At 64.1% G+C, this 23,563-nt stretch carries 23 protein-coding genes; 6 read left to right on the forward strand and 17 right to left on the reverse strand.

Annotated elements, in window-relative coordinates; genetic code table 11:
* Together P1IM2_RS08175 and P1IM2_RS08180 are read left to right on the forward strand one after the other, a co-directional pair.
* Positions 1–1,212 (forward strand): molybdopterin molybdotransferase MoeA, encoded by a 1,212-nt coding sequence (locus P1IM2_RS08175; RefSeq protein ID WP_186402101.1) that lies wholly within the window; start codon positions 1–3, stop codon positions 1,210–1,212.
* Complete coding sequence (locus P1IM2_RS08180) at positions 1,212–1,679, forward strand: hypothetical protein (protein WP_186402102.1); 468 nt, start codon at positions 1,212–1,214, stop codon at positions 1,677–1,679. Before P1IM2_RS08175 ends, P1IM2_RS08180 begins: the two co-directional genes overlap by 1 nt.
* A 494-nt stretch (positions 1,680–2,173) precedes the next feature.
* On the opposite strand, the gene P1IM2_RS08185 is transcribed toward P1IM2_RS08180, so the two are convergent.
* The 6 genes from P1IM2_RS08185 to P1IM2_RS08210 form a co-directional block, all read right to left on the reverse strand.
* Complete coding sequence (locus P1IM2_RS08185; protein WP_186402103.1) at positions 2,174–3,385, reverse strand: aminotransferase class V-fold PLP-dependent enzyme; 1,212 nt, start codon at positions 3,383–3,385, stop codon at positions 2,174–2,176.
* A gap of 272 nt (positions 3,386–3,657) precedes the next feature.
* Positions 3,658–3,882 carry a helix-turn-helix domain-containing protein gene (locus tag P1IM2_RS08190; protein WP_186402516.1) on the reverse strand — a complete coding sequence of 75 codons (225 nt, stop codon included), beginning with the start codon at positions 3,880–3,882 and terminating at the stop codon, positions 3,658–3,660.
* Positions 3,883–3,895: 13 nt separating this feature from the next.
* Positions 3,896–4,456, reverse strand: coding sequence for a lytic transglycosylase domain-containing protein (locus P1IM2_RS08195; protein WP_260833954.1), 561 nt, complete (start codon positions 4,454–4,456; stop codon positions 3,896–3,898).
* Positions 4,446–7,388: a MobF family relaxase gene (mobF, locus tag P1IM2_RS08200; protein WP_186402104.1), complete on the reverse strand. Its 2,943-nt coding sequence runs from the start codon at positions 7,386–7,388 to the stop codon at positions 4,446–4,448. Before mobF ends, P1IM2_RS08195 begins: the two co-directional genes overlap by 11 nt.
* Positions 7,385–9,376, reverse strand: a complete 1,992-nt coding sequence (locus tag P1IM2_RS08205) for a type IV secretion system DNA-binding domain-containing protein (protein ID WP_186402105.1) — start codon at positions 9,374–9,376, stop codon at positions 7,385–7,387. The genes mobF and P1IM2_RS08205 overlap by 4 nt, the downstream gene beginning before the upstream one ends.
* Positions 9,373–9,675 (reverse strand): CopG family transcriptional regulator, encoded by a 303-nt coding sequence (locus P1IM2_RS08210; RefSeq protein ID WP_186402106.1) that lies wholly within the window; start codon positions 9,673–9,675, stop codon positions 9,373–9,375. The genes P1IM2_RS08205 and P1IM2_RS08210 overlap by 4 nt, the downstream gene beginning before the upstream one ends.
* Positions 9,676–10,135: 460 nt before the next feature.
* Between P1IM2_RS08210 and P1IM2_RS08215 the strand changes: the two genes are divergently transcribed.
* Positions 10,136–10,375 carry a hypothetical protein gene (locus P1IM2_RS08215; RefSeq protein ID WP_186402107.1) on the forward strand — a complete coding sequence of 80 codons (240 nt, stop codon included), beginning with the start codon at positions 10,136–10,138 and terminating at the stop codon, positions 10,373–10,375.
* Positions 10,376–10,572: 197 nt separating this feature from the next.
* Here the strand turns inward: P1IM2_RS08215 and P1IM2_RS08220 are convergent, their stop codons facing one another.
* On the reverse strand, positions 10,573–11,544 hold the full coding sequence (locus P1IM2_RS08220) for a DUF2493 domain-containing protein (protein ID WP_186402108.1): 972 nt from the start codon (positions 11,542–11,544) through the stop codon (positions 10,573–10,575).
* A gap of 376 nt (positions 11,545–11,920) precedes the next feature.
* Between P1IM2_RS08220 and P1IM2_RS08225 the strand changes: the two genes are divergently transcribed.
* The gene (locus P1IM2_RS08225; RefSeq protein ID WP_186402109.1) at positions 11,921–12,391 is read left to right on the forward strand and encodes an SRPBCC domain-containing protein; all 471 of its coding nucleotides are present in this window, start codon (positions 11,921–11,923) and stop codon (positions 12,389–12,391) included.
* Between the two features lie 40 nt (positions 12,392–12,431).
* Here P1IM2_RS08225 and P1IM2_RS08230 read toward each other — a convergent pair whose 3' ends face one another.
* The 3 genes from P1IM2_RS08230 to P1IM2_RS08240 form a co-directional block, all read right to left on the reverse strand.
* Positions 12,432–12,665, reverse strand: coding sequence for a DUF6117 family protein (locus P1IM2_RS08230; RefSeq protein ID WP_186402110.1), 234 nt, complete (start codon positions 12,663–12,665; stop codon positions 12,432–12,434).
* 7 nt (positions 12,666–12,672) lie between these two features.
* Positions 12,673–13,695 carry an SLOG family protein gene (locus P1IM2_RS08235; RefSeq protein ID WP_186402111.1) on the reverse strand — a complete coding sequence of 341 codons (1,023 nt, stop codon included), beginning with the start codon at positions 13,693–13,695 and terminating at the stop codon, positions 12,673–12,675.
* 73 nt (positions 13,696–13,768) lie between these two features.
* Positions 13,769–14,233, reverse strand: a complete 465-nt coding sequence (locus P1IM2_RS08240) for a DUF736 domain-containing protein (protein WP_186402112.1) — start codon at positions 14,231–14,233, stop codon at positions 13,769–13,771.
* Positions 14,234–14,395: 162 nt separating this feature from the next.
* Here P1IM2_RS08240 and P1IM2_RS08245 point away from each other — a divergent pair, with 162 nt between their 5' ends.
* Together P1IM2_RS08245 and P1IM2_RS08250 are read left to right on the forward strand one after the other, a co-directional pair.
* Entirely contained in the window at positions 14,396–14,599 is a 204-nt protein-coding gene (locus P1IM2_RS08245; protein WP_260833955.1) for a hypothetical protein, read from the forward strand.
* Between the two features lie 372 nt (positions 14,600–14,971).
* Entirely contained in the window at positions 14,972–15,757 is a 786-nt protein-coding gene (locus P1IM2_RS08250) for a hypothetical protein (RefSeq protein WP_186402113.1), read from the forward strand.
* 63 nt (positions 15,758–15,820) lie between these two features.
* Here the strand turns inward: P1IM2_RS08250 and P1IM2_RS08255 are convergent, their stop codons facing one another.
* The 7 genes from P1IM2_RS08255 to P1IM2_RS08285 all read right to left on the reverse strand — a co-directional run bounded on the left by P1IM2_RS08255 (position 15,821) and on the right by P1IM2_RS08285 (position 23,492).
* Positions 15,821–16,450 carry a hypothetical protein gene (locus P1IM2_RS08255; RefSeq protein WP_186402114.1) on the reverse strand — a complete coding sequence of 210 codons (630 nt, stop codon included), beginning with the start codon at positions 16,448–16,450 and terminating at the stop codon, positions 15,821–15,823.
* Positions 16,451–16,501: 51 nt separating this feature from the next.
* Positions 16,502–17,593, reverse strand: coding sequence for a DUF3800 domain-containing protein (locus P1IM2_RS08260; RefSeq protein WP_186402115.1), 1,092 nt, complete (start codon positions 17,591–17,593; stop codon positions 16,502–16,504).
* 5 nt (positions 17,594–17,598) lie between these two features.
* Positions 17,599–18,069, reverse strand: a complete 471-nt coding sequence (locus P1IM2_RS08265) for a hypothetical protein (RefSeq protein ID WP_186402116.1) — start codon at positions 18,067–18,069, stop codon at positions 17,599–17,601.
* Between the two features lie 55 nt (positions 18,070–18,124).
* Positions 18,125–18,976 carry a GIY-YIG nuclease family protein gene (locus P1IM2_RS08270; RefSeq protein WP_186402117.1) on the reverse strand — a complete coding sequence of 284 codons (852 nt, stop codon included), beginning with the start codon at positions 18,974–18,976 and terminating at the stop codon, positions 18,125–18,127.
* Positions 18,977–18,984: 8 nt separating this feature from the next.
* The gene (locus tag P1IM2_RS08275) at positions 18,985–19,473 is read right to left on the reverse strand and encodes a hypothetical protein (RefSeq protein ID WP_186402118.1); all 489 of its coding nucleotides are present in this window, start codon (positions 19,471–19,473) and stop codon (positions 18,985–18,987) included.
* A gap of 561 nt (positions 19,474–20,034) precedes the next feature.
* Positions 20,035–21,699 (reverse strand): ATP-binding protein, encoded by a 1,665-nt coding sequence (locus P1IM2_RS08280; RefSeq protein WP_186402119.1) that lies wholly within the window; start codon positions 21,697–21,699, stop codon positions 20,035–20,037.
* Positions 21,696–23,492 (reverse strand): PIN-like domain-containing protein, encoded by a 1,797-nt coding sequence (locus P1IM2_RS08285; protein WP_313906810.1) that lies wholly within the window; start codon positions 23,490–23,492, stop codon positions 21,696–21,698. The genes P1IM2_RS08280 and P1IM2_RS08285 overlap by 4 nt, the downstream gene beginning before the upstream one ends.
* Positions 23,493–23,563: the final 71 nt, after the last annotated feature.

Below are 23,563 nucleotides of genomic sequence, written 5' to 3' on the forward strand. Positions count from 1 at the left end.
GTGCTGGTATCCGGCGCCTGCGCCGCTTCGCTCGATTTCGACGGCGCCTTGGCGATCCTGGCCGCGCATGCCCGTCCTCTCGGCAAGGAAAGCGTCTCGTTGGTCAATGCAGGCGGACGCTATCTCGCGGCGCCGGTGCTTGCCCGGATCGACGCGCCGCGGCGCGACTGCGCGGCCATGGACGGATATGCCGTCCGCGACACCGACCTGAAGGGCGGTACCATATTCTTGCGATCCAGGGGCACGAGCTACGCGGGCGGCGCCGAACCGGGCGCAATCTCGGCGGGAGAAACCTGGCGCGTGATGACGGGGGCGCCCCTGCCCCATGGTAGCGACCGCGTCGTGATGATCGAACATTGCCGGCATCGCGGCGAGATCGTGGTGCTGGACGCTCCACCGCTCGGCAAACAGCATGTCCGGAAGGCCGGTTCTGATTTTGCTGCGGGCGACCCGCTTCTCGCTGTGGGCGTGAGGATGACGGCGGCGCGGCTTGTCGTGGCGGCGGCCGCCGACCATGGAGAGCTCCATGTTTGGCGCCGCCCACGCGTTCTGCTGGTCGCGACGGGTGACGAAATCTTCACGCCGGGATGTGCATTGCGCATTCCTGACGCCATCCCGGACAGTCTTGGCGCCGCAATCGAACAACTGTGCGCATCAGCAGGCGCGGACGTCGTCGCAAGCCTCCGGCTCCCCGACAATGAGCAGGCAATTGCCAGGGCGCAGGAAGCGGAGTCCGCCGATGTGGTCGTCATCATCGGCGGAGCCTCGCGCGGTGATCGCGATTTCGGGCGCTCGGCCTTCGCATCGCTCGGGCTCGATATCGCCTTTGCCGATGTCGCCATGAAACCCGGCAAGCCGGTCTGGTATGGCCGGTTGGGGCAAACACATATTCTCGGGCTCCCGGGAAATCCGACTGCAGCATTTACGGTTGCTCGCCTTTTCCTGGCGCCGCTGATCGCAGGTCTCTCGGGAGGAGCGATATCCGACGCTCTGCCTTGGCAACTCAGGCGGGCGACGAAGCCCATTCCTGCCAATGGACCGCGCGAGGCATTTCTTTGTGCATCGCTGCGTTGCGAGGGCACCGCCATCTGCGATCGACAGGACGCATCGGGGCAAGCCACGCTTGCTTTGGCCGATTGCCTTGTGCGCCGACCCGCCGACGTCTCCGCGGCAAAAGTCGGCGATCTCGTACCAGTGTTGCCGCTGTGCTGATGGGTCTCTTGCTCGAGCGGTTTCGCGCCCTTGGAGCGCCGGATCGTCCGGCGAGGACAACGAACTCGGCGAGCCTCGAAGCGACGCTCGCAACAATTGGGAAAAAGATCGAAGTCAGTGGCGGAACGACGCTGACCATTGCGGAGTGCAAGATCTGGAACACAGCGGCGGTGATCTCGTACATGGCGACTGCGTCCAGAGATCATGCCCCGGCAAATGCCAAGGTTCTGAGCTGGGCAGCCGCCCGCGCCGGTTTCGAAGATATGGGTCTGCCAGCTGCAGCGACGTTCGTGACATCCTTGGTCACCGAACTCGCGTTTCGGACCGAAATGGATCCTCGCGACCGTCAGGGCGAGACAGGTTCCCTCGTCCGGCTTGCCAAGTTGAAACAGCAGTTTTCAGCCATCGAGGAGAAACATGACCTCTGGGAATTGCTACGGAGAATGATCGAGCGAACCGCTCACTAGCTTCGTGTTCTCGGTTGAAAAAGTGCGCCCGCCGAATGCACGGACGGGCGCAAGATGAAGATTTCTGTCCTCTTTCGAGGAAGAGCTCTTCTGGGTCGCGTGGCGCTATTAACCCGACCAGCCGCTTGTCGATTGTATGAAAGCGCCAAAACGCCAACCGTCTCATAGCGTTGAGCGATCGTGAGCGACTGCGCAGGGCCGGTTGCGGATCGGCAGGTTTCAGATGAGCGAAGCAGGAAAGCTACTGGCCCTGACCGGCTCACGTGCCTAGCCCGTTTCGAGCCAATTTCGGACGATCCCCCGATAGTTGATTGACCCAGGAAATGGCTGTTCGATAATAACCGTTGCCCATTCTCCGTCCGCGATGACCAGTTCCGGGAAGTGGTGATCACCAACCTATTTAGGAAAGCCAAAGCTGCGATCCGAGCATCACAGCGCTCCAGCGCGGGCCATCCAGTTGGGATTCGTTTGCGAGAATTTGGCTGCAGATTCTGCTAGCCCGATTGGGCCAGCTCCCCGACTTTGGTCAACGCTAGGTCAATTTCCTCGTTGGTGTTGTAGTAGTGAGGGGAAGCCCGGACCAGAGCGCCCAACCCGCGCTTGGTGCTATCGATCGGTGTACTAGTCGCATCAGACACTGACAAGTTGATGCCTAACGCTCCCAGAGACGCTACTGCGTCCGCCGCTTCCACGCCGTCCAAAGTGAATGTCACGATAGCGGCAGGGTCCGGCCCGACATCGTACACGGTCGCTGTCGGGATCGCGGTCAGACCGGTGCGCAACCGGGCCGCTAGGGCCCGGCTGCGTTGCTCAATCCGGTCGATGCCGACCGCCAGCGCATAATCGATCGCCGCGCCGAGCCCAGCTCGGGCAGCATAGTCGGACTCCCACGTTTCAAACCGGCGTGCGTCCGAGCGCAACGTGTAACGGTCGCCGCCCGCCCATTCTGCGCCAAACATATCGATCATCGCTGGCTCGGTACGCTGTACGAGGTCGCGGCGCATGTAGAGGAAGCCGGTACCACGCGGGCCGCGCAGGAATTTGCGCCCTGTCGCGGTAAGCATGTCGCAGCCGATCGCGGCAACATCGATCGGCATCTGGCCCGCTGCTTGGCAGGCATCAAGCAGGAACGGCACGCTGTGCGCGTTCGCGATCTTCCCAACGGCTTCAGCCGGGTTGACCAAGCCGCCGTTTGTTGGAACCCAGGTGATGGCGATCAGCTTCACGCTGTCATCGATCATGCAATCGAGCGCGTCCGGATCGAGCAGTCCGTCCGGTCCGTCCGGTATGACGTCGATCACAGCGCCCGTGCGACGCGCGACCTGTAGGTAGGAGAGATAGTTGGCTGCATATTCAGCCGTGGTGGTCAGGATGCGGTCGCCGTGCTTGAAACCTTGCGCATAGAAGGCCCACTGCCACGCTACCGTCGCGTTTTCGGAGATGGCGATTTCATCTGGCTCGGCACCGACGAGGCGCGCAATGCTCGCGTAAACTCCTTCGAGCTGCTCGTGACGTTCCGCCTTGGTCTCGTAGCCGCCAATCTCCGCCTCGCGCCCGAGATAATCGGTAACAGCCGATAGAACCGGCGTGGGCATCAGCGCGGCACCAGCGTTGTTGAGGTGAAGGCGGTGCCGCGTGCCAGGCGTGTCAGCGCGCAGCCGTGCGATTTCTTGCTCGGTGAAAGCGGTGTCGTTTGTCTTGGTCATGCGCCGCACTTAGGCCGCGATTGGGGGAAGCACCAGCCGCCAATGTTGCTTCCCGATCAACCGTCGTATCAGGGCAGAGGCGACAAAACAGCTATGTCCTCCCTTTAACCTGAAGCTTGCCACTCGGCTAAGTCCCAAAGTCGGCCGTTTAGGATCACACTTTCACCGGTGGTCGGACGACAGGTCTCGGGTCTTCGGAATTTCATAGCGAATGACCGACTAGGACGCGCATTTCCGCCGCAGCAGATTCACGATAACGGCCACTCTGCAACCTAGGATGCTGCTTCTCCTGTTGAGATCGAATTCCGGCGCCTAGTCAGGAACGAGCGAAGGCTATCTGTTGGAACAAGGGTACATCTGCCGATCTTGACGGTTTCAATCTCACCGGCGGCGATCATCTCGTATAGAGTAGATTTGCCGATACCCAGCATCTGCGCAGCCAGCGGGATCCTGACGGCCAGTGGCTCCACAGCCTGGGCAATTCGCTCGGAATTCATCTTCCTCACTTCATCAATCCTTAGATGTCGCGTTGAAAATCGGACTTGATCCGGTCACGCCCGCCCGCCAATGAAATATGCTCGCACCGAAGCGGCGACGCAGATGCTCAGAAACGGCGTTCGCGTAGCGACGCTGCCGCCACAGAGTTGGGCTGTGATATGTGCCGATCGCCTTCCAGTAGTCGCCGGTCGCGTGAAGGCCCGAAAGGAATATCCATCGTGCAGCATCGACATTGAAACAGGCATCGTTCGCGAGCCACCACCGAATTAGCACGGGCGACCGCCCCGTCACCGACGCAATTTTGCCTACCCACCAACTATTGACCTGGAGCGGACCTAGGTCGTGGCTACCGTCGCTGTTCCTGACCTCGGCGCCGATCCAACCGCCTTCCTGATCACGCAAGCCCCAAAGCGTCCGTTCAAGCCATTGACGGCCGCCAGCGGCGGCGCGAATGCACTGGGCGATCCTTGCTTCTCCGTCAGCGCTTTTCGTATTGGCAAACGCGGCACTAGCTGGCGACAAGGCGAACACGGCGACCACGATCGATATCCGATAAAGGCGGTTAGCGGTCATGACGGCTTCCTTCACTCGCATGGTTGGGAGATGGCTGCGGAGCCTGCGAGCTATCGGATGACGTGCGCTGCGCGGACCGGTCTCCGTCAAGGATCGAGCGGAAGAACCTGTCCATCGTCTCGGCTGCCGACAACGCGCGGTTTGCAAAATAAGAGCGGAAGCCAGGCGGGTCTGCCTGCTCGCGTCGAGCGCGGTGGGCCATCATCCGCTCCTCGCGGTCATGCCGCTGCTCGTCACGCAACTTATCGAGACGCCGGCCATGCCGCGCAGTCCGGCTTCGCACATTGTCGCGGTTGAGACGCCCCAAGCCTTCAAGCGCCGACGTCTTCTCGCCGGACCGCCGTTCGAGCCGGTTGACGAGCCGTTTCTCATCCTCGGTCCAGAGCTTTACGCCGAACCGCGCCCGCGTGATCGCCGTGTAATAATTCTGGCCCGTGACCAGCGGGGAGTTGACCGGGGCAAGCACATAGACGCGGTCATAGGTTTTGGACTGCGCCGAAAAGACGGTCTCGGCATAGCCATGGTCCCAATTCTTGTGTCGGCCTAGATCGATCGTTTGCACCCGCCCGTCGCGGTCCCAGCGGATCGTCGCCTGTGCGCCCTCCAGCCGCTCGACCGTTCCGCGGTCGGCGTTGCGGACGCCGTGATCATGCGACACGAGGCGCCACTGAACGCGGTCGCCTGCCGCAAGGTCGCGTTCTTCCGCCTTGAACACATTAACCTGCGACGCTCGTCCGAGGCTCGGATCCCAGCGAATGGTCCTGCCATTCTCGTCAACGAGGCGGACGATCTGTCGTCCGCGCTCGTCGCGCCCGATGCCAACGACCCGATATTCGGTGTCTCTGGCAATGCCGAGCCCGGCATTGTCGCGCGCGAAAACAAGCACCTGTCCGCCGGAATAGAAACGCGCAAAATGCTTCTCCTGATCCGTCAGGCCCGAAGGGGTGAGCACGGCAAGACGGGTATCTTCGGCCGCGACCGCGCCTTCAGCCTTCAGCGCCTCGCGCACCCTGGTGTTGACGATAAGCCGGGTCGCATTCTCAAGGACAAGGATATTGGTGTTCACCCGGTTCTCGGGCTTGAGATGCGTCCATTCGCTGACGAGCCCTTCGGCGAGCTTGTCGGTGCCTTCTCCACTCGACACCTTGTCGAGATTGGCGATTGATGCGGCATAGTTGAAAAGCCGGGCCTGGGTGACTGCCGCCTTCATCATCCGCGTTTCCTGACGGACCGATTCGAGGAGCTCGGCCTTCGGAAGCCCCAGGCGCTGCATCAGCCAGAAGGCCTTGCCCTGTTCGATCGCACCCGTCTGCTGGTTGTCACCGAGCAGGATCAGCCGCGCTCCAGTCAGCCGGCTGATCTCCAGCACCCGAAGTGCCTGCCGGTTGCCGAGCTGGCCCGCCTCGTCGAGCACCAGCGCATGCCGGTCATCGAGGCCGTACCCTCCGCCCGCGATAAGGCTCGCGACGGTCCGCGATTCTATTCCTGCGATGCGCCCGAGATTGGCTGCGGCCGACGAAGTCGGGGCGAGCGCGATGATCGCCATGTCCGGACCCGCCGCTTCACGGAGCGCCTTGACCAGCGTCGACTTCCCCGCGCCGGCGACGCCATGAACGCCGACCACACGATCAGTCGTCGTGCCGATATGAAGGAGCGCTGCCTCCTGCGCCGCGTTGAGCCCCGCTTCCTCGCTCATCTGCTCAAGCCGTTCGCGCGGTGCGACCGGGACAGCGTCGCCTAGCGCCAGTGCCAGATGATCGACAAGCGCGAGCTCCAGCCGTGCCGTGCGCCGCGTGGTCCGCCCGCGCACATGCACAGCGTCGCCCGTCTCGTGCCGCGTCACGAGGAGTTTCGCGCGATCTTCGTGCGCCTCGACAAGAGGGCGGATGTCGGCGAGCCGCACCTCGCCGACATGGCTGGCGAGCGCAGTGCGGAGGAACTGTCCCAGATTATTGACCGCCTCGCGGCCTTCCGACTGCCGGATGCCGAACAGCATCGCGCGCGCGGCGGTCATCGGCTCGACCGGGATCATGCGCTCGCCGGCTTGAGCCGCGGCGCGGATCAGCTTGTCCAGCACGTCCCGATGGGGTTCAAGGCGAGCGGCCCAGCGCCCACGCAATTCATCCAGCGACGCGCGTTCCTTGGGTCCACGGGTTTCATAGAAGGATATGCGCCGCGCCGCCTGCCCGGTGAGACCGTGCTCACGGGCATGTTCCTCGATCTGGGCGGCGCGGGTCGAATAAGTCTCGATCAGTTCGCGCGGAACGCCCCCGATCTCGAACAGACCCTTGCGAGGGTCGAATTCGATCGCATAACCGAGTTCCCTGAGCGCATGTGCGAGTTCGCTCCGATAAACCTGCCCCGCGGTCATCTGCTCGGCGAACATGGCGCGGGTCTCGAGGCTGGTCATCTGCGCGCCGTCCTCGCGATTGGTGAAGTTCATGACGACGACATGCGTATGGAGATGCGGATCGAGCTCGCGCGAAGCATGTTCGGTGAACCGCGCGAAGATCAGGCGTCCGGTCGTCTCGTGGACGATCCTGCCTCCATCGCGGTGGCGTAGCGTTGCATGTTCCTCCAGATAGGAAAGCGCGACACCGACCGCGCGCTCATGCGCGGCCACGATGCGCGAGTCCTCCGCGACGAGGGCCAAGATCGAGACGGATTTGGGCGCACTGACCGCGAAGTCCCATCCGGGGTGATGTTCGATCCGGCCGCCATGCCTGTGCCGGCCGAGTTGCTGGCCAGCGACCTTACCTTCGAGGAACGCCTCGAAGACGGCGTGCTCGACCTTCCCCTCAAGTCCAAGTTCGGCGGCGATCCGGCCACCCCATTCCGAATGCTCGTCGACGCCCTTCGAATAGTAATCGCCCACCGTATAATAGCGGGACAGGTTGCGGGGCATGCCCTTCAGGCGGCGTGGATGGATCATGCCGGTCTCGCCTCGTCGCGGTCGCCATCGCGGCGGCCATGCTGGCGCAGGCGGAACCCCGCCGGCTTGCCGAACAGGGCGATTTTCGGCTGAGGCCTTGGCGGGGGCGCCCCCGGTTCTTGGGGTGCGGATGGCACGCCCGCGGGAGGCTGCGGTTCGGGGAGCGGCAGTGTCGGCGCATCGTCACCCGTACGGCGGCGCTTTGGCTTGCTCGCGGCTATGGACGGCTTTGGCGACGATGGTCCGGCACCGGCCGTGACCAGACGGACCGGCTGCGCGGTCCGTTCTTCAAAGGCGACCGCGACCGACGGCACCTTGTTGTAGCGATCCTCGAAGCGGACAACCGGGAGATTACGGCCGAACCGGAGATAGCCTGCAAGGTTCGGAAGATTGGTGACCTCGGTATGCATCACCAGAGGCCGGGTTACCTGCATCCGCGAGAGATTGACCCCGTCGCGCATGTCGTTGACGCCGTAGCTCATGCCTTCATTGGCCTCAACCTGTTCGACCTGGCCGAGATTCTCGCTGACATGCTTGGCGGTAGGGGTGTCGTTCGCGCGCAGTGCCACCCAGGTCGAGCAATAGCCGGTGATTGCGGCGGCATCCTGGATTCCGTAGGTCGCTTCAAGCTGGGGATAGCTTTGGAACCCCAAGATACCGCACCCGCCATATTTCCGGGCGCGGGCGAGGAAGTCGGAGAGCGATGGCAGCTTCTGGAGGGTCGGGAGTTCGTCGATGACGCAATAGAGCCGCCGGTCGCGATCGGGCGCCATGCTCATGATCGCGCTGATCGCGATATCGAGCCATACCGTGATGAGGGGCCGGAGCGAGGGGAGCTGATCGGCCTTCACGGTGATGAAGAGCCAGCTGTCGTCCTTCTCGTTCGCCACCCAGTCGCGGATCGAAAGCCCATCGACGGTATCGTCGAGATAGGAGAAGCTGCGCATCACCGAGGCGAGCTCGGCCTGGATGCCGGCAGATGTGCGCTCCCCTTCCGTCGAGATGAAGGCCGCGGCGTCGGTCCCGGCCGCGAAAGCGGCGAGATCCTTGAGCTTGGACCGGAGCAGCGTGTCGAGCAGGATCGAGACCAGGGTCCGCTCCTGTCGGGCAAGCTTGCGCAGCACCGCCACCAGTGTGCCGCGCGCCGCCTTCGCCCAGAAGGGATCGCCCGCCTTGTCCGGAATCGTCGACTCGGCGATCTGGTCATAATGATAGTCGCGGGGCACATCGACCCAGGGCGACCATGCGTCCGCGCGGGCATCGAGCGGATTCAGCAGCACGTCGATCCCGGGGCGGTAGAATTTCTCGACGAAGGTCCCCGCGGTGTCATAAACGATAGCCCGCCGTTTTCTCTTGCGGATGCCGTCGAGCATCTTGACGATGATGTTGGTCTTGCCGGTTCCGGGCGCACCGCAGATCAGGATATGCTCGGGCTCGAAGGCCTCGGGCATTTGCACGCCGCCGATCTCGAAGCTCCCGTGCGGCTGCCAGCGCAGCGCCCGACGAACCTGGCGAACGGTCCCGAAGCGCGCACCGCGCAGGAACTGGTTGGAGCCGAGCCCCCTGCCCGTTCGGGTGAAATAGAACCAGGCCCAGGCGAGCATCGCGAGTGCGAACACCCCCGAGAGCGCCGCCCCGTGGAGGAGATAGGTCTCGAAGGAACGGAGGGTTTTTTCGGCGATACCGGAGTCAAGGAGCGCCTTGGGGCTGACCCAATAGTCGCGGCCTGCAGGCGTCCTGAACAGGATGGGCGCGGCGCCTCCGGGCACCGTGTCTCCCATCATCGCCGCCTGCGCCAGCTTCACGAGAACGAACCGCTCATAGTCTGTGGACTTCTCGAACGCGTACCAGAGGACGCCCCCGATCCAGATGACGATCCCTGCGAGACAGGTCTGGTAGAAGACCTGGGTGGTCATCCGGACATTATGGACGATCGCCTGCCCGCCCCTCGTCCAGGACCCCAGCGTGTCATGGCGGAAGATGCTCATGCGCGGTCCTGCTCTGGATCGAGCAGCCCCCTTTCGCGGAGCAGGCGCCGGGCATCGGCGAGCCCCTCCTCAAGCGTCTCGGGGGACCGCCGGCCGATCGACTTGGCGAGGATCGCGAGCGTCTGAATTCCGGTCGCATGAAGCTCGTCGAACCGGGCATGATAGCCGGCCGGATCATGACCTTCGTAGCGGTCGAGGACATCCCGGATATAGGCGGACGGTGTGGTCCCGATGCCCCGCGCGGCAGAAACCAAACGGTCGTGCAGCGCATCGTCGAGACGGAGCGTTATTCTGGCCAAGCACTGATCCTTGAACAGTGCCGACCGTGATGAAGCATTCGCTTGATAACAGATTAGCGACATGATCTCAACAACTTATCGTGTCCGCCGGCGTCAGACACGGTATGACGAATGCTATCAGCGGGTTAGCCCATTTCTTGCGCGCAACCGTCAGACGCCGTCTGACGATCGGAGACATCGCGTCCGCCATTTTGTGACCCGCAAAACCGTCACTTTTCTGGCGATTTTGCGACTGCAGCACCCGTGCGTACGGTGCATTACAAACGCCCTTGCGGCGTGCGTCCTTTCTTCGCAGCGCATTTCGCGCTGCGCCGCCTCGTGCCGGAAGGCGCGGGGCACCCCGGAGGGGGTGTTTCTCTTCGGCCGGCGGCACGCCGGCCCCTTCCTGTGCTTGCATCAGCGGGGTCTTTTTCGGATAAGGGGAAGCGGCGGGCGGACCTCCTTTTTGAAGGAACAGTCAATGCCCAAGATGACCGACCGCGAGCGCCTCGCGAAGATCGACAGCGACCAGAAAAAGCTCGCGGACGAAGCCGATGTCGTGCGCCGTCAGCTTCGCGCCCGCTATGGCGCGCTCACTGCCGATATACCGGTGGAACAATTGACCGAGCGCGAATATAAGGACGTGCTCGTCTTAGCGACCAAGGCGGGCGGTGCGGCCGCCGTGGCAGCGCTGAAAGCGCTCCCGGCGGTCGCCACCTGATCCCGATCATCGCCGGAACGGCGTCCCTGCGACGAGCACGGCGGAGCCGCGCGCAGGAGGCCGATGCCGCCGAGCGAAGCGCGGCATCGCATCGCCGGGCGACGGACCCCGTGAAGGGGTCCCCGAGCCCGGCGAATTTCCTCGCCGACAAGAAAAAGGGCCGATCCGGGAAGGCCCCGGACCGGCCCTTTCCGCCGTCAAGCGGCGCGGCGCTGGTCTCGCAGCCGGAAGAAATGCGCCGGGACGCCCTTCGCCCGTACGCCCCGAGCGAGATGCGACTGGAGCCCGCTGCCTTCGCAGACCACCGCCTCCACCGGCTTCAGGGCGAGCATCGCGTCGTTGCGCGCGAACCCCGCCCGGTCTCCCATGCGCCGCCACTTGGCGAGGGTGAAGGCGATCAGTGGCACCTCGCGGCTCGCGGCCCAGGCGGCGGCGATGGCGTCGCAGCCCTTGTCCTGTGCGGTCGTCGCCAGCACCATCATCGGTATCCGAGTGCGGATGCTGTCGAGGCGGTCCCAGAGGGCATCGCTATCCTCCCATGTCTGGCCGCCCGAGAAGAGAACGACCGGGCCCTTCGGTGCGTGACGGTCGATGCGCTGCTGACGGCGTGCGGCGAGGAAATCGGCGGCGGCGACCACCGACGCGGTGCGCTTGCTCGACACCAGTGATCCCCTGGGCGCGGACCATGGGCGGCCGGTCTCGGCGGCGAAGGTCCGTGCGGCATGGTCGCGCATGCAGGCGACCGCATCGCGCGCTTCGTCGAGGGACTGGCAGAATGTCTGGGCCTCCTCCAGCTCGGCGGTCAGCACCTCGCTGCCGTCGGCGTCGCGGATGAGATCGCGGACCTTGCGCGCCGCCTTGTCGGCCTCGCCGTCGAGTTGGCCCGCGACCTTGTGGAGACTGTGGACCATACCCCAGGCGATCCGGTCGGCGAGGCTTTCGAGGCGCGTGTCGCGGAAGAGGTCGAAGAGGGTGCGGACCACCATCTCGGTCGCCAGCTCCGCTTCATGGGCGAGCGGCATCGGCGCGTCGCTCTCGTCGTCGGCATAACTCATCCGGAACCCGTCTATGGTTTCGGTGAAGGCGTGTTCGAAGGCCGGGCTTGCGGTTTCCTCGGCGATGAGGGCGGCGATTTCGTCTGCGGTGCGGATACTTTTGATCGTCGTCATGAGAACCTCCTTGAAACGAAAGAGGTCTTTTTTCCGGCACGGGCTCCGAGCGGCGGGGTCAAGGATCGGGCGAAGCCCGACCGCGCAGCGGCGGTGGGGGTCACGATTTTTCTTGGCGGCCACCGGCGCCCGAAGGTGGGGCGCCGCGCCCGCTCCGCCAAGAAAAATGGTGGGGCCCCGCCGTCCTTGAGGCCGGCGCTGTCCCCGTGCCATGCTAAAAAGAGTTGAGAGAGAAGAAGAGGCTTGCGAAGCGGGGGCTCGACGCCCCCGATTCGCAAAGGGGTGCCCTAAGCGCCACCCTCAAAGGACCGGGGGCGGCAGCGACGATCACCCCGCCCCTGTGGCACCGGGGTAGCCGTGGAAAGGATGACAGGTCTTGAGTGCGCCGAAAGAGGGGGAACGGATCGACAGCACGTCACGAATCATCCTGGCAAGCCCGCGCCTGCTCTTCCGGACTTTTCTCGACCCGGAGACGCTCAAGGCGTGGCGGGTTCCCGAAGGGGTCGATGGCGGCTTCTCGGGTCTCGATCCCAGAACTGGCGGCGGCTATCGCCTCGAGCTTCGTTATCGGGATAAGCGCCGTGGCGTGTCGGCCTCAGGGCTGGACCTCATCGACGGACGCTTCGTCGATTTCCTCGCCGACGAACGGGTGCTGGAGGACGTACGTTTTCTAAAGAAGGATGGCAGCGAAGCCGCTGCCATGACCTTCGAGACCCTGATCGAGGCGGCACAGAGCGGCACCAAGGTGACGCTGCGCGCCACCGGCATGCCCGACGCCATCGACGCGGAGGAGCATCGCGAGGCGCTGGCCGCTGCGCTGCGCCGGCTCGCCATGCTGACCGAATAAAAAGGGCGACCACTCCGGGAGGAGGGTCGCCCTTGCAGTGTCAGCTGGCGGTCGGCTGGTGCCCTGGTGGCCAGATGAGTTCGGCGGGGTCGCCGTCATGGAGATGCGCAAGCGGGGTGATGACATGTGCGCCGCCTTCGCGCCGCATCTCGCACAGGACATAGACCGGGCCGCCGCTCGCGCGGCCGGTGCATTCCATCAGAGCAAGGTCGCCCCGTTCGGCGGCGCGCAGCAGCAGGGCATAGGTGTCGCGGCAACGCGCGGTGAACGCCATGGCCGCCTCACGCCGCCCGCGCGGCCGGGGCGACGGCCCCGGGGCGCCGCGGCGCATCCGCCGGGATCGCCGCGTCGGTCTTGCGGAAGGCGTGGATTGGAATGCCGGCCTTGCGGAGCAGCTGATAGAGATTGGCCTGAAGGCCCGATCCCTCGCAGAGCAAAGCCTCGGCTGGCGCGAGGTCGACGAGCTTGCGGTTGCGATTGAAGGCGATCTTCTTGCCCGAGCCATAAAGGCCATAGGCAACCAGCGGAACGCCGTTTTCGGGCCGCGCCGCCCAGGCGGCGGCGATCGCATCGGCGCCCTTGCGCTGTCCGGTCGTCACCAACGTCATGTGCGGGACGCGCGCCTTGATGGCGTCGAGCCTCGTCCAGATCGGCTGCCAATTCTCCCATTGCGCGGGACCGGAGAAGACGACGATCGGTCCCTGCGGCAGATGGCGTTCGCGCGCGGCGAGCTGGCGTTCGCGCAGGAAGTCCTGCACCGCGATCTGGCTCGCGATCGAGGCAGTCGAGACGCGCGAGCCCCTGGCCGGGGACCAGGGCCAGCCGGACAGCGCGCGGTACATCTCGGCGGCATAATCGCGCATGCATTCGATCGCATCGCGCTGCTCGGCGAGCGAGCGGCAGAGGAGCTGCTTTTCGTCGAGGGTTGTCGCATAGACCTCGCTGAGCTCGGGGCGGCGCGCGAGCTCTCCCAACTCCCCGGCGATCGCGTCCTCGCGCCGTTCGATCTTGCCCGCGACGAAATGGAACGAGTTGACGATGCCCCAGGCGATCTCGGGGGCGAAAGGTTCGAGCCGGGTGCCAGTGAACAGGTCGAAGATGGCGGCGACGATGCCGCCGCATTCGGCCTGCGCCGCGATCGGTTCGGGCATGTCATGCTCGCCAGGCTCGTCGCCGGCCTCGACGATCGAGAGGGGCATGGGATCGCCGAAGGCGGCCTGGAATTCGGGGGTGGCGATCGCTTCGGCATAAAGCTGCTTGAGGTCGGCGAAGCGGTCGATGCTTGGGGAACGGCTGTGCGTCATGTCCTGACCTTTCCAATGAAAGAAGAGAAAAGGGCCGGGCGCGCGAACGCCCCCGGCCCGGTCCTGACCCCCGTCAGAAGGGGATCTCGTCATCGACGGGCTGCTCGTCGCCCATCACGCCGCCGTCGCTACCGGCGGTGCTGTCGCCGAAGCCGCCCTGATCCCCGGAGGGATCGCCGGCCCGGCCCGAGCGGATCGCGGGTCCGAAATCGTCGCGCCGCTGCGGGCGACGCCAGGCGACGCGATAGCCGTCCTCGTCGCTTCCGAAGAGCGCGATCGGGAGCGGTTCAGCGAGGCCCGGATCATCGATCGAGCCCTGAAGAAACACCTCGCCGGTCGTGTGCTTGGCGACGGCTTCCCAGAGTGCGCCGACCTGGACCCAGCGATTGCCGACATTGAGCGCGATGATCTCGAAGACCGGGGCGCGGTCATTGTCGCTTTCGACGGGACGGAGGCCGAGGCGCGGCAGATCGATCGTACGGGTAGCGATCGAACCCAGGAGACGGCCGTTGCGGACGTTGAATTCACCGATATTCATGAGACTTTCCTTTGACTTATGCCGCTCCGGCCAATCCGAAGCGACACAAGCCAAAAGCCCTCTCTCCTCTCTGTCCCGCCGCCGCGGCCCCGCGTCCATGCTCGGGGCACACACCGCCCTCCCCGCCCGCACCGAGGCTCGCTTCATGACGTTTCGGGCGCTATGATCCCACCCATGGATTCGGAGACGATGCGAACGGTCGCGCGGCTGGCGCGATCCCGCGCGACGCGCGGCAGCGCGGCCGCGCATGGCGACGGCCTCGAACGGCTGGGCGCCGCGCGGGCGCTGCGTCAGCTTGCTGCCGATCTCGAAGCCTCCGCCGACGCGGCCGACCGCCGCCCGCAGCGTTTCCGCCCGCGCGGCTGATCTCCACACCCACCCTGCCCTTCACCCCGCGCCTTTCTTCCCCCGGCAGCCGAACGTCACCCGACAGGGCCGAGATCCGCCGCAGGCGGAGCTCGGTCGGAGCGGCGCGGAGATAGAGCGGCGGTGCCCGCGCCAGCGGGCAGCCGCCCTCTCCTCACCTCCGTCAGCGGGATGGTTCAGAGCGAACCGCCGCGCAGCCTCTTGCGGCGCCGAACCGGGATTCCTATATGGCATTGCGGGTTGGACACCTGTGACCTGTCGCCGGGTCAAACGTCCGAAGAGCATCGAGCTTTTGCATCATGATACCGAGGCACCCTTCCACCGGGCAGCTGCGTAATCGGCGAACGGCCATGCCCCTCCTGGAGGTGCTCTATGTTCACCCTGTCCATTTCCGTCACTGCGTCTGCTGTCGATGCGGTCAAACGTTCGCTGACCAGGGCGCTGCCCGAGGTCAAATCCTCGCACCGCTGCGAAGCGCTTGCGCGGGGGCTCGGCTACCGGACCTATGCGTCGCTCAAGGCGGATACGGACGCGGGTCATCATGCCGTCGCCGATGGCGCGGCGTTCACCGTTTATCTGGCGCAGCATGACTTCCACGGCCCGGGCACGGCACTGTACCAAGCGGTCGCCAAGGCTGCACTCGAGCAGGTGGCCGCGCGCTATCCGACGCTAACCGCGGGCGGCTTCGGCATCGGCGAATGGCAGCGCGATGACACGGCGACAGGGCGGCGCAAGCGCTTCGATGACGAGCGAGCCGAACTGGTCAGCGACCATGCCGCCGAGCCGTTCCTTGCCAGCCTCGCCTTCGTCGCGCGGGTCGAGCGAACGAAGACGATCCGGCCCGCGACCAACAGCTATTGGCTGAAGCATATCGCCGAGAATTATGAATGCCGCTATCCCGGCGGGGAAAAGCTCGGGCCGGTCTATGTCCCCAATGGCCTGCTGATCGCGGCCGCCATCCATGCCGGGTTCGCGGTGAAGCCTCATACCGACAATTATGGCCGCGAGACGCTCAACGCGGGCTTCAACATGGGCAAGGCCTCGCTCTACGATCTCGATTGCGAGATCAGGCCCGAGGGAGCCAGGGCGCAGGCGCGCCGCGAGGAAGAGCGGCGTCGCGCGCTCCGGCGGACCTATGGGTCCTCGGTCTGGGTCTAGACGAGCCGTGGCTGAAAATGGCAACGACGTGCCGCTACGCGATGCTCAGGCGTCCGCGGCCCCTCAGGGATCGACGTCGCCGACCGGGATAAAGAGATAGCGCAGGCGGCCGCCGGCTCCACCGACATCGGCATAGTCGCGCCAGGCCAGCGGATAGCTACCGGCGATTGCCAGCGGCACCTCCCGCCCCCTGGTCGTTCCCGTGCCGGTGCCCTCGGCCCAGGCGAGCGTACCGCCGAGCACCCGAGAGTCGGCGAGGTTGAACGCGGCGTCGAACGTGTCGGCGCGGCGGCGCGGCGACCAATAGGCTGGGTCGTTGGTGAGGATGAGGACGCCGCCGGTGGCGCCGAGGCGCTCGCAGAAGGCCTCCATGCGGACGACATCCTTGCAGACGTCGTAGCGGCGGATGTCGTGCGCGCTCTGATGGCGCAGGCGGAACGCCTCGCCGGCGACCGAGACATCGGCCGCGCGGCAGAGATATTTGAGTTCGAGGCCGGCCAGCACATTCTTCTTTCGGAGCAAGATATCGAGGCTGGCGCGTGCACCGAGCCCGATGGGATATTCGAGCCGCAACGCGAGCGCGGGGTCCATGGCGCGGAGTTCGATCGCCAGTTCATGCTGGAAGTCTGCCTCCGAGTGGAAGATCGGACGTCTGGCGCTCAAGCGCGTCATCAGTGGTTCGATACGGATCATCTCACTCTCCCCCGCGAAGTACGCCCGCTTAAGGTCCTCCCCCCGGGGCGCTCAGAACGCCCGGTGGACCGGTATGCCCATCCGGCCCAGCGCCGCATAGGTGAACACGAGATTGACGCCCCGGCCCCTGGACGCCTCGGTGAGCCCCAGGAGCGCGAAAAAGGCCTCGCGCAGCGCCGGATCGGGCCGGCGACGCTTGCCCGCGGCGTCGCGCGCGAACCGCATGGCGCAACCGGCAAGAAGATCGCTGGCCTGCAAGCACAGATCGTTCGTGCTGGCGGTGAAGCGTAACGCGGCGGCGCCGGAGACGTCATAGTCGGCGAAGGGCAGATGCATGACAGGCCCCTGCCGGGCGAGGTCATCCATCGCCGCCTTGGTGTCGGCAAGAACGCGGCCATATTGAAGTTGCTCGTCATGGACGAGGCTCACGCCTTCGAGGCCTCCGGGACGGGACAGGTTGATGCGGCCATAGATATGGGCGAGCGATGTCAGGTTGGGCAGCATCCAGACCATCCGGTCGGACTGGGTCCGATCGGGCAGCGGCAGGAAGGCCCTTGTGTCGGCGTCGGCCAGATGGGCCCGATCGCGGGCTTCCATGGCGAGAAACTGGCCGACGCGGGCGATGTCTCCGTCCGAGGCGTCGAACCAGGTCCACAGATCATCGAGAAGCAAGCGGATAGCCGGGAGCGATGGCTCGCGGCATGCGGCGAGATAGCCGAGCAGGAGAGCGTCGGCCGGCTCGTCGGTCAGGAATTCGGCCACGGCGTTGCGAACGGGCTCGGGCACGCTGTCGAAGCCAAGTCCGCCGCAGAGCAGATAGGTCACGACATGCGTGGCGATAAAGAAGCGCTTGTCAACGAGCTCGATGAAGATCGGGCAGTCCTGCGCCTTCAGATAGGCCGCGAGGTCGGTGACGAATCGGGGCAAGCGCGCCATGGCCGATTTGAGTTCGCCCGGGCCGCAGCCATGGACCCCGCGGAGACGTTCCATCTCGGCGCCGAGCGCCCCTGCATCGGCGACGCCGATACAGGCAAGCGCGAAGATCGGCTGATCGGCGAAATCGAGCGCGCGGGCGGCCGCGAGGTCGCCGCTATGGCCGCTCTCATCGATAAAATAGGCGGTGGGGTTCGGGCGAAGAGCCATGGGGTTCAGTAATAGAGATCATAATCGCCGCCGAAACCGCCAAGTGCGGCCAGCTCATCGAGAATGGTGATCGTGGTCGTGAGGAGAAGACGGGTACGCGGCGGATCGCTCCAATAGGTGAGCCCATGCTTACCGCCGTGGAAGAGGTTGTTCCGGACCGTCCGGACGTAGATCGTCAGTGCGTGGAGGTCCGAGGCATCCTCGGGGATCGGGGGCTCTTCGAAATCATGGTCGGGCTCGCCGACGACCTGCCGTTCGGGTTTTGCCGCGATGAGCGCATTGGCTGCGGGCGTCAGCTTGTACGCACCTTCATGGGCTTCCCAGAATTCCTTCCAGCTCGGTTCCGCTTTCCGTCCGACCACGTGCGACTTCAGATAGCGCCGTTCCTTCAGCGCGAATTCGAAGCGCGAGAACCAATAGAAGAAGTCGAACACGATGGCCCGGAATTCCTGGTCGATCTCGTCACCGCGCGTCATGGCCTTCGTCTCCTTTTGGGCTGGCGACCGAGGGGAAAGGCCTCATCGCATGTACTCAATTACGGTTGAGGCCGATGGAGCGGCTCAAAAGCTTCGCTTTCCATTGAGCTTCCATGGCAAGGATGTCGGCCTCCGAGGCGGCCGATCCCGCGACCTCCAGAATGCTGACCGTAAAATCGGAAGGGTCGCGGATTCTAAGGCCGACATTCCCGCCATGACCGGACGCAACATAATCGCGCCAGCGCGCGAGGAACCCTCCGGCTGAGCAGGCGGAACCGACATAATGTTCACGCGTGCGCGGACAGGCGAGCAGATAGACCCCGCGGCTCGCGGCGAGCACTTCCTTCCACGCCGGTGGCATCGTCTCGACCTCGGACAGCGGACGGATGAGATTGGTGAAGCCCGGGAAGACATCCTCGCGAAAGGCACGCAAAAGCTCCACGATCGGCTTGTCGCGCAGGTCCGCCCGCTGCTTCCAGGCGCGGCGGCTGCTCGCGCTGTCACCCCAATGGATGGACAGGCGGCCGACATAGTCAGCGAGATCCGGCATCAATAGACATTCATATTGATCATATTGCGCCCAGCCCTTCTCCTCGCCGATGCCGCGCCCCGTGAAGGCGTCGATCGCACCGACCGGGACGGCGCCGATCAGCTTCACCCGATAGAGGCCGACGAACAGGGTGCTGCCGCCGGGCGGCGCCACGAAGCTCGCCCAAAAGGCACCCCGGAAGTGGCTGCGCTGTTTCACGTCCTGGACGGATTGATATCGCTCGAAGGCAGCGGGATCGTCGCGCCAGAGCGAGTAAGGCGTGCGGCCATGCTCCTTTTCGGTCTGATGACGGAGCAGGCGCACATCGGCTGGATCGATGCCTTCCGAGCGCAGCAGCATGTTGAAGGTCAGCGGCATCGCGGCGGCTAGTCCGCCAGGATCGGATCGATGGTGGGCAGGACCCAGCGCATCAAACCCACCTGGTCGAAATATCCCAAAAAGGTGTCGCGGGGCTTTGGCGCGCCATCGACAAAGCGCGCGGGTTCGCATCGCCAGCGATCCTTGGCGGCCGGACGAATGGCATTACGCGGCATCCAGGCGATGTGCCGCGGCGCAGGATCCTCGAGCCTCGCAAAGAGCGGGATCGCCAGGATCATGTCGTCATGAAAAGCGGTGATCGGACCCACATAACCGTAACGCGCCTTGTCCGTTTTTCCCTCGGTTGGATATTTGCCCTTCACCTGGACTGGCCGGACGATCATACCGTCCGCGCCAGCGTAGGTTGCGATCATGTCGAACCCCTGGTCGCGGTGCGGGAAATAGAGGTTCCAGCCGGCGTCGGCCATCAGGCCCGCCACATACATTTCGGCGAAATAGTCGCGGGATTTCCAGCTGGCTTGTTCCTGTTCGATCATCGGCCGCCCGTTCTCCTTTCCGTATCCATGATGCGCACGGACCATGAAGAAAAGCTTGTTCCAAAGCCAGTCAAAGCCGTGGATCGCCGCAGCGTCCCTCGCCGGAGAGGCAGAACGAGAAGAATTCGAGGCCGTTGAGCTGACAGGAACATAGAATGAACTTCTACTTGCGCGGCTATTTCGCGGCGAGATATTGGGAGGACCGATCCCACGGCGAAACGCCGTCGGAGATCTCGATATGAGGACAAGATCGATGACGGTGAAAGATGCCCGGAATGCCGAAATGGAGAGGCTGCATAGCGAAGGGGCAAGCTATGCGGCCCTCGGACGGCAGTTCGGACTGTCGCCGTCGCGTGTGACGGAGATTATTGCCCGAGTAAGGCGCAAGCGAAAGACGTTGCAACTGCTCCTCGAGGCACCGCTTCGGCGCACGACATGAGTCACTTTCGCCGGATGGCTCCTCTTGCCTTCCGGCAGCATGGTCTCATTCTCACGGATATCGCCTGGAATAGGGCGCCTGCGATCATCCGGCGAGAGATGCGGTAACGCAAAGCCCGTGGGTCATGGTCCTCCCGCAGCAAGATGGGCAGCGGCAGCCGCGAATATTCGCTGCGCTTCCTCTGCACCTTGTTCGGATTCGATGATGAAGCGCACAGCTGCCAGCATGCGGTCGGCAGGCCAGGCGTCGGGGGAATCCATATCCTCGTCGTCGCCGACGTCATCGCTTTCGCCGTTGCCCCCGCCAGTGTCGTTGCCGTCATCCGCACCATCCCCATCATCGTCCTCCGGCGCCGGGTCGTTTCCACCTCCCTCTTCGGGTTTCTCCGGTTCCGGTTTCGGGCGCCCGCGCAGTTCGTCGAGCTTCTCCTGCAACGTCTTGAGCTTCGACACATACCCGCCGACCTCATCGGGGTCGCCGCCGGTGAGCTTCTCAGGCTTCAGCCGGGCAAGAATGCGATTGATGGTGGCGGCGACCCGGTCGGCAACAACCGGTTCGATCCACTCCACATCGATCGTTCGCGCGAGGCCGGATATTTCGCTGGCGATCGAGCGGAGCGTCGTTCGGCTCTTCGAGGCTTCCCGGACCAGGGTGACCACGCGCTTCGCGACCTTCGTCTTCACGTCGGTGCGGATCTGGCGCCAGGCTGCGCTGTCCTCGAACCCGTCGCGGCGCGCGTTGGGGATCACGGCGGGGTTAGTGATGAAAATCTCGCCGACGGCGTAGCGTTGGAGGCGGCCTTCGGTGCCACCGAGTGTCAGCTCAGACCCTAAAGTCTCGATGAGGTTCGACCCGTCGATCTGGATATTCTTCATCCGGAAGCGCACGCCTGCGACCATGTCGTCCGTAAGTTCTCCCTTGAAGTTCGAACGGGCGATCCAGCCGTGCCAGCCGAGCTCGGCATTGTTGATGAGTTCGATGTCATTTACGGTCGATGGCTTGCGCGGATCGCTCGTCGGCGTCGCATCGTCATAGGCCTTGAGGATCTGGGTGCGTTCGCGCTTGTAGCGGGTTTCAACCTCGATCGAGCCAATGGGATGTCCGACTGTCTCGGCGAAATTCCGGATGCGCGGCGCGAAGGTGAAGCGATCCGAATAGTCGGTCGGACAAACCTGTCGGAGATAGGGCACCAGTTTTTCGATCTCGGCAAATTCGAGACCGACACCGGTGAGGCCGATCATTTCGACCTCGGTCCAATGCGCATCAACCGGTGCCGTCCTGATGTCGCTCGTGGAGCATTGCCGGATGACTTCGCGAATATCCTGATAGTCCGCGCTGGGCTTCATGAAGCCTCGCAGGCGCCCGCAGTCGAACTCGACGACCGTCGCGACGTCCTCACCGGCCACGGTGGTGGAGAAACGAAGGGTCGTGCAATAGGCGATGCCTGCAAGGCGCCCGATCCCGCGAAATCCTGCATTCAGCGTCGAGCGTTTGGTGCTGGCACCGACAGACACGAGGATGCCGACGGCCTGCGCGGCGGGAATGCCGGTGCCATCGTCCTTGACCGTGATCGTCGGACGGCTTTGCGAGCCGCTGATCGAAACCGTGACGAGGCCCTCGGCCGGACCGATCAGTTCGGCGGCCCGCGCGGCGCGGATCGCGTCATAGCCATTTTGCACATATTCGCGGATACAGTGCCGCGGATCTTCATACATACCCGTGGTCAGGGATTCGAGCGAATAGGATCCGACGATCACTGAGTCGGCGGGCACCTGGGCTTTCGTCATCGCAGCAATTCTCCGCTGTTCGGGCCCCAGCCGACAAAACCTATCCGCTCGGGAAGTTCGATCTGGAAATTGGTCGGGCCTTCGAGAGTCAGCATGGCCTCAGGGACCACGAACTCGCGCGCCAGCGCGGCGAGCAGATCAGTGACCGGCATTTCCTCGCTCTTGCCGCCGCTCACGAGCTGACGCGATTCCGGGGCATTCATTTCGAGCAAATCCTTTCCGTCGGCCTGGCAACCGACGAGGCGGCTGCCGCTGAGCTGAAGTTCGATCGGGATGCTGCGTTCCGGTTCGCCCGGAAGAGCGAGATAGAGTTTGCGGAATGGATCGAGTGTCGTCGCGATCGTCGCTTCATAGGCGACGCGTGTGTCGGCGTCGCCGGCATGATCGAAGAGGATACCGGTGATGTCGCTGTGCGCCGTCGGCTTCCTCGGCTCGCCATTTTCGTCAAAATAGGTCTCGCCGAGCATGCCGACGAGGAGGTTGGCCCGTATCTCCGCCGAATATTCGTCTCCGTTGAGAACATGTTGTGCGAGTTCGATCGGCTTCAGCGCGTCGTCGTTCGACGCTGCGACAATGCCCCGGCCAATTTGCTTGGCCTGATCGGCATTCACCTGGTGCATATATTCGGTCAACGCCGCGGCCGCCGCGTTGGTTATGCTCCAGCCTTCCGCACGGAGCGCATTCACCGCTCGCCAGACCGGGCCTTCTGTATCCTCCCCGGGCTCGAACATCATGTCCGACGACCCGAAGCTCACGGCAACAGGGTCGCCCTCGGCACTTTCCCCGCGTCGTTCGGCGCGCCCGTCGCGCACGCTTCCGCGCGGGTTGCCGACATCGGGCTGAAGCGCGCGCACGAGGTTTGTGACGCGCGCGCCATGACCTGTCCGCAGAATGTGCGTGAGCATTTCGAGCGAGATCACGTGGACCCCTTCGAGGTGCGGGCAGCGAAATTTTGCTTCCTGTGCGAGAAGCGGGAGCGGAAGGGTGATGAGGCCGCCATTCTGCAAGAGGCCGCCCTCGTCGGTCGCAACGCGTTCGGGATTATAGACCCAGTCCTTCTTGGTGTTGTCGCGTGTCACGATCACGAGATGCTTGGCTTCCGGCGCACCGCAATCCTGCAGCGCCTCGAGCCACATTATCAGGTCGCCGAAGCGGTTGCGCTTCTTGCCCTTGAGCTGGGCCGATCCTTCGCTTTCCTCGCCTTCTCCATTTTGAGCCCTTACGCCGCCATCGCCGAAGCCCGGGGGGACGTCATGACTGTAGCGCGCCTCGCCTGTCCGGTTTACCTCGTCGTAGATGACCGTCATGTCGGATGTGAGGGCGTGGCCGGCGATGAACGGCAGCAAGCGCGCATTTGCGTCATCGTGGCCGGGGTCGATGTGCTCCGCCCGCTTGGCGAGCGCCTCGCCGGTGGCAAGAAAACCATCAAGCTCGCGTGCGAATTGCTCCATGCTCATGTCGCCGAAGGTTCGCTCATCGACGTAGCGAAGGCTTTCGGACCGAAACCGCGCCATGTAGTTGCTCAGTGTCTTGGCGGTTGCCTTCAAGGGCCATTTGGTCCGCAGCGCGCGGGTATGATCCCAGGTTTCCTTCGCTGACCAGACGGGAATGCGCACCTTGGCCCCGAAGGAATCGAGCGCGTTGAGCAGTTCCTCGCGGGCACTGCGGCTCATTTCGTAGCAGTGGATGAGAACACTTGCGTCGACATAAATTCTGGCGCCGTCAGACCGGAAAGCCTCCTGGATCTGCCGCATGCACTCGCTGCGAGAGGGGGCGATTTCCGGAAATATCATTATGTGAAAGCCGCCCCGCGAAAGAATTTTATTGGATGCGACGACTGATTACTGATTCAACCTTCTGAGTC

Origin of the sequence: Sphingopyxis sp. P1IMeth2, from assembly GCF_900185685.1 — a bacterium.
GTDB classification, from domain to species: domain Bacteria; phylum Pseudomonadota; class Alphaproteobacteria; order Sphingomonadales; family Sphingomonadaceae; genus Sphingopyxis; species Sphingopyxis terrae_A.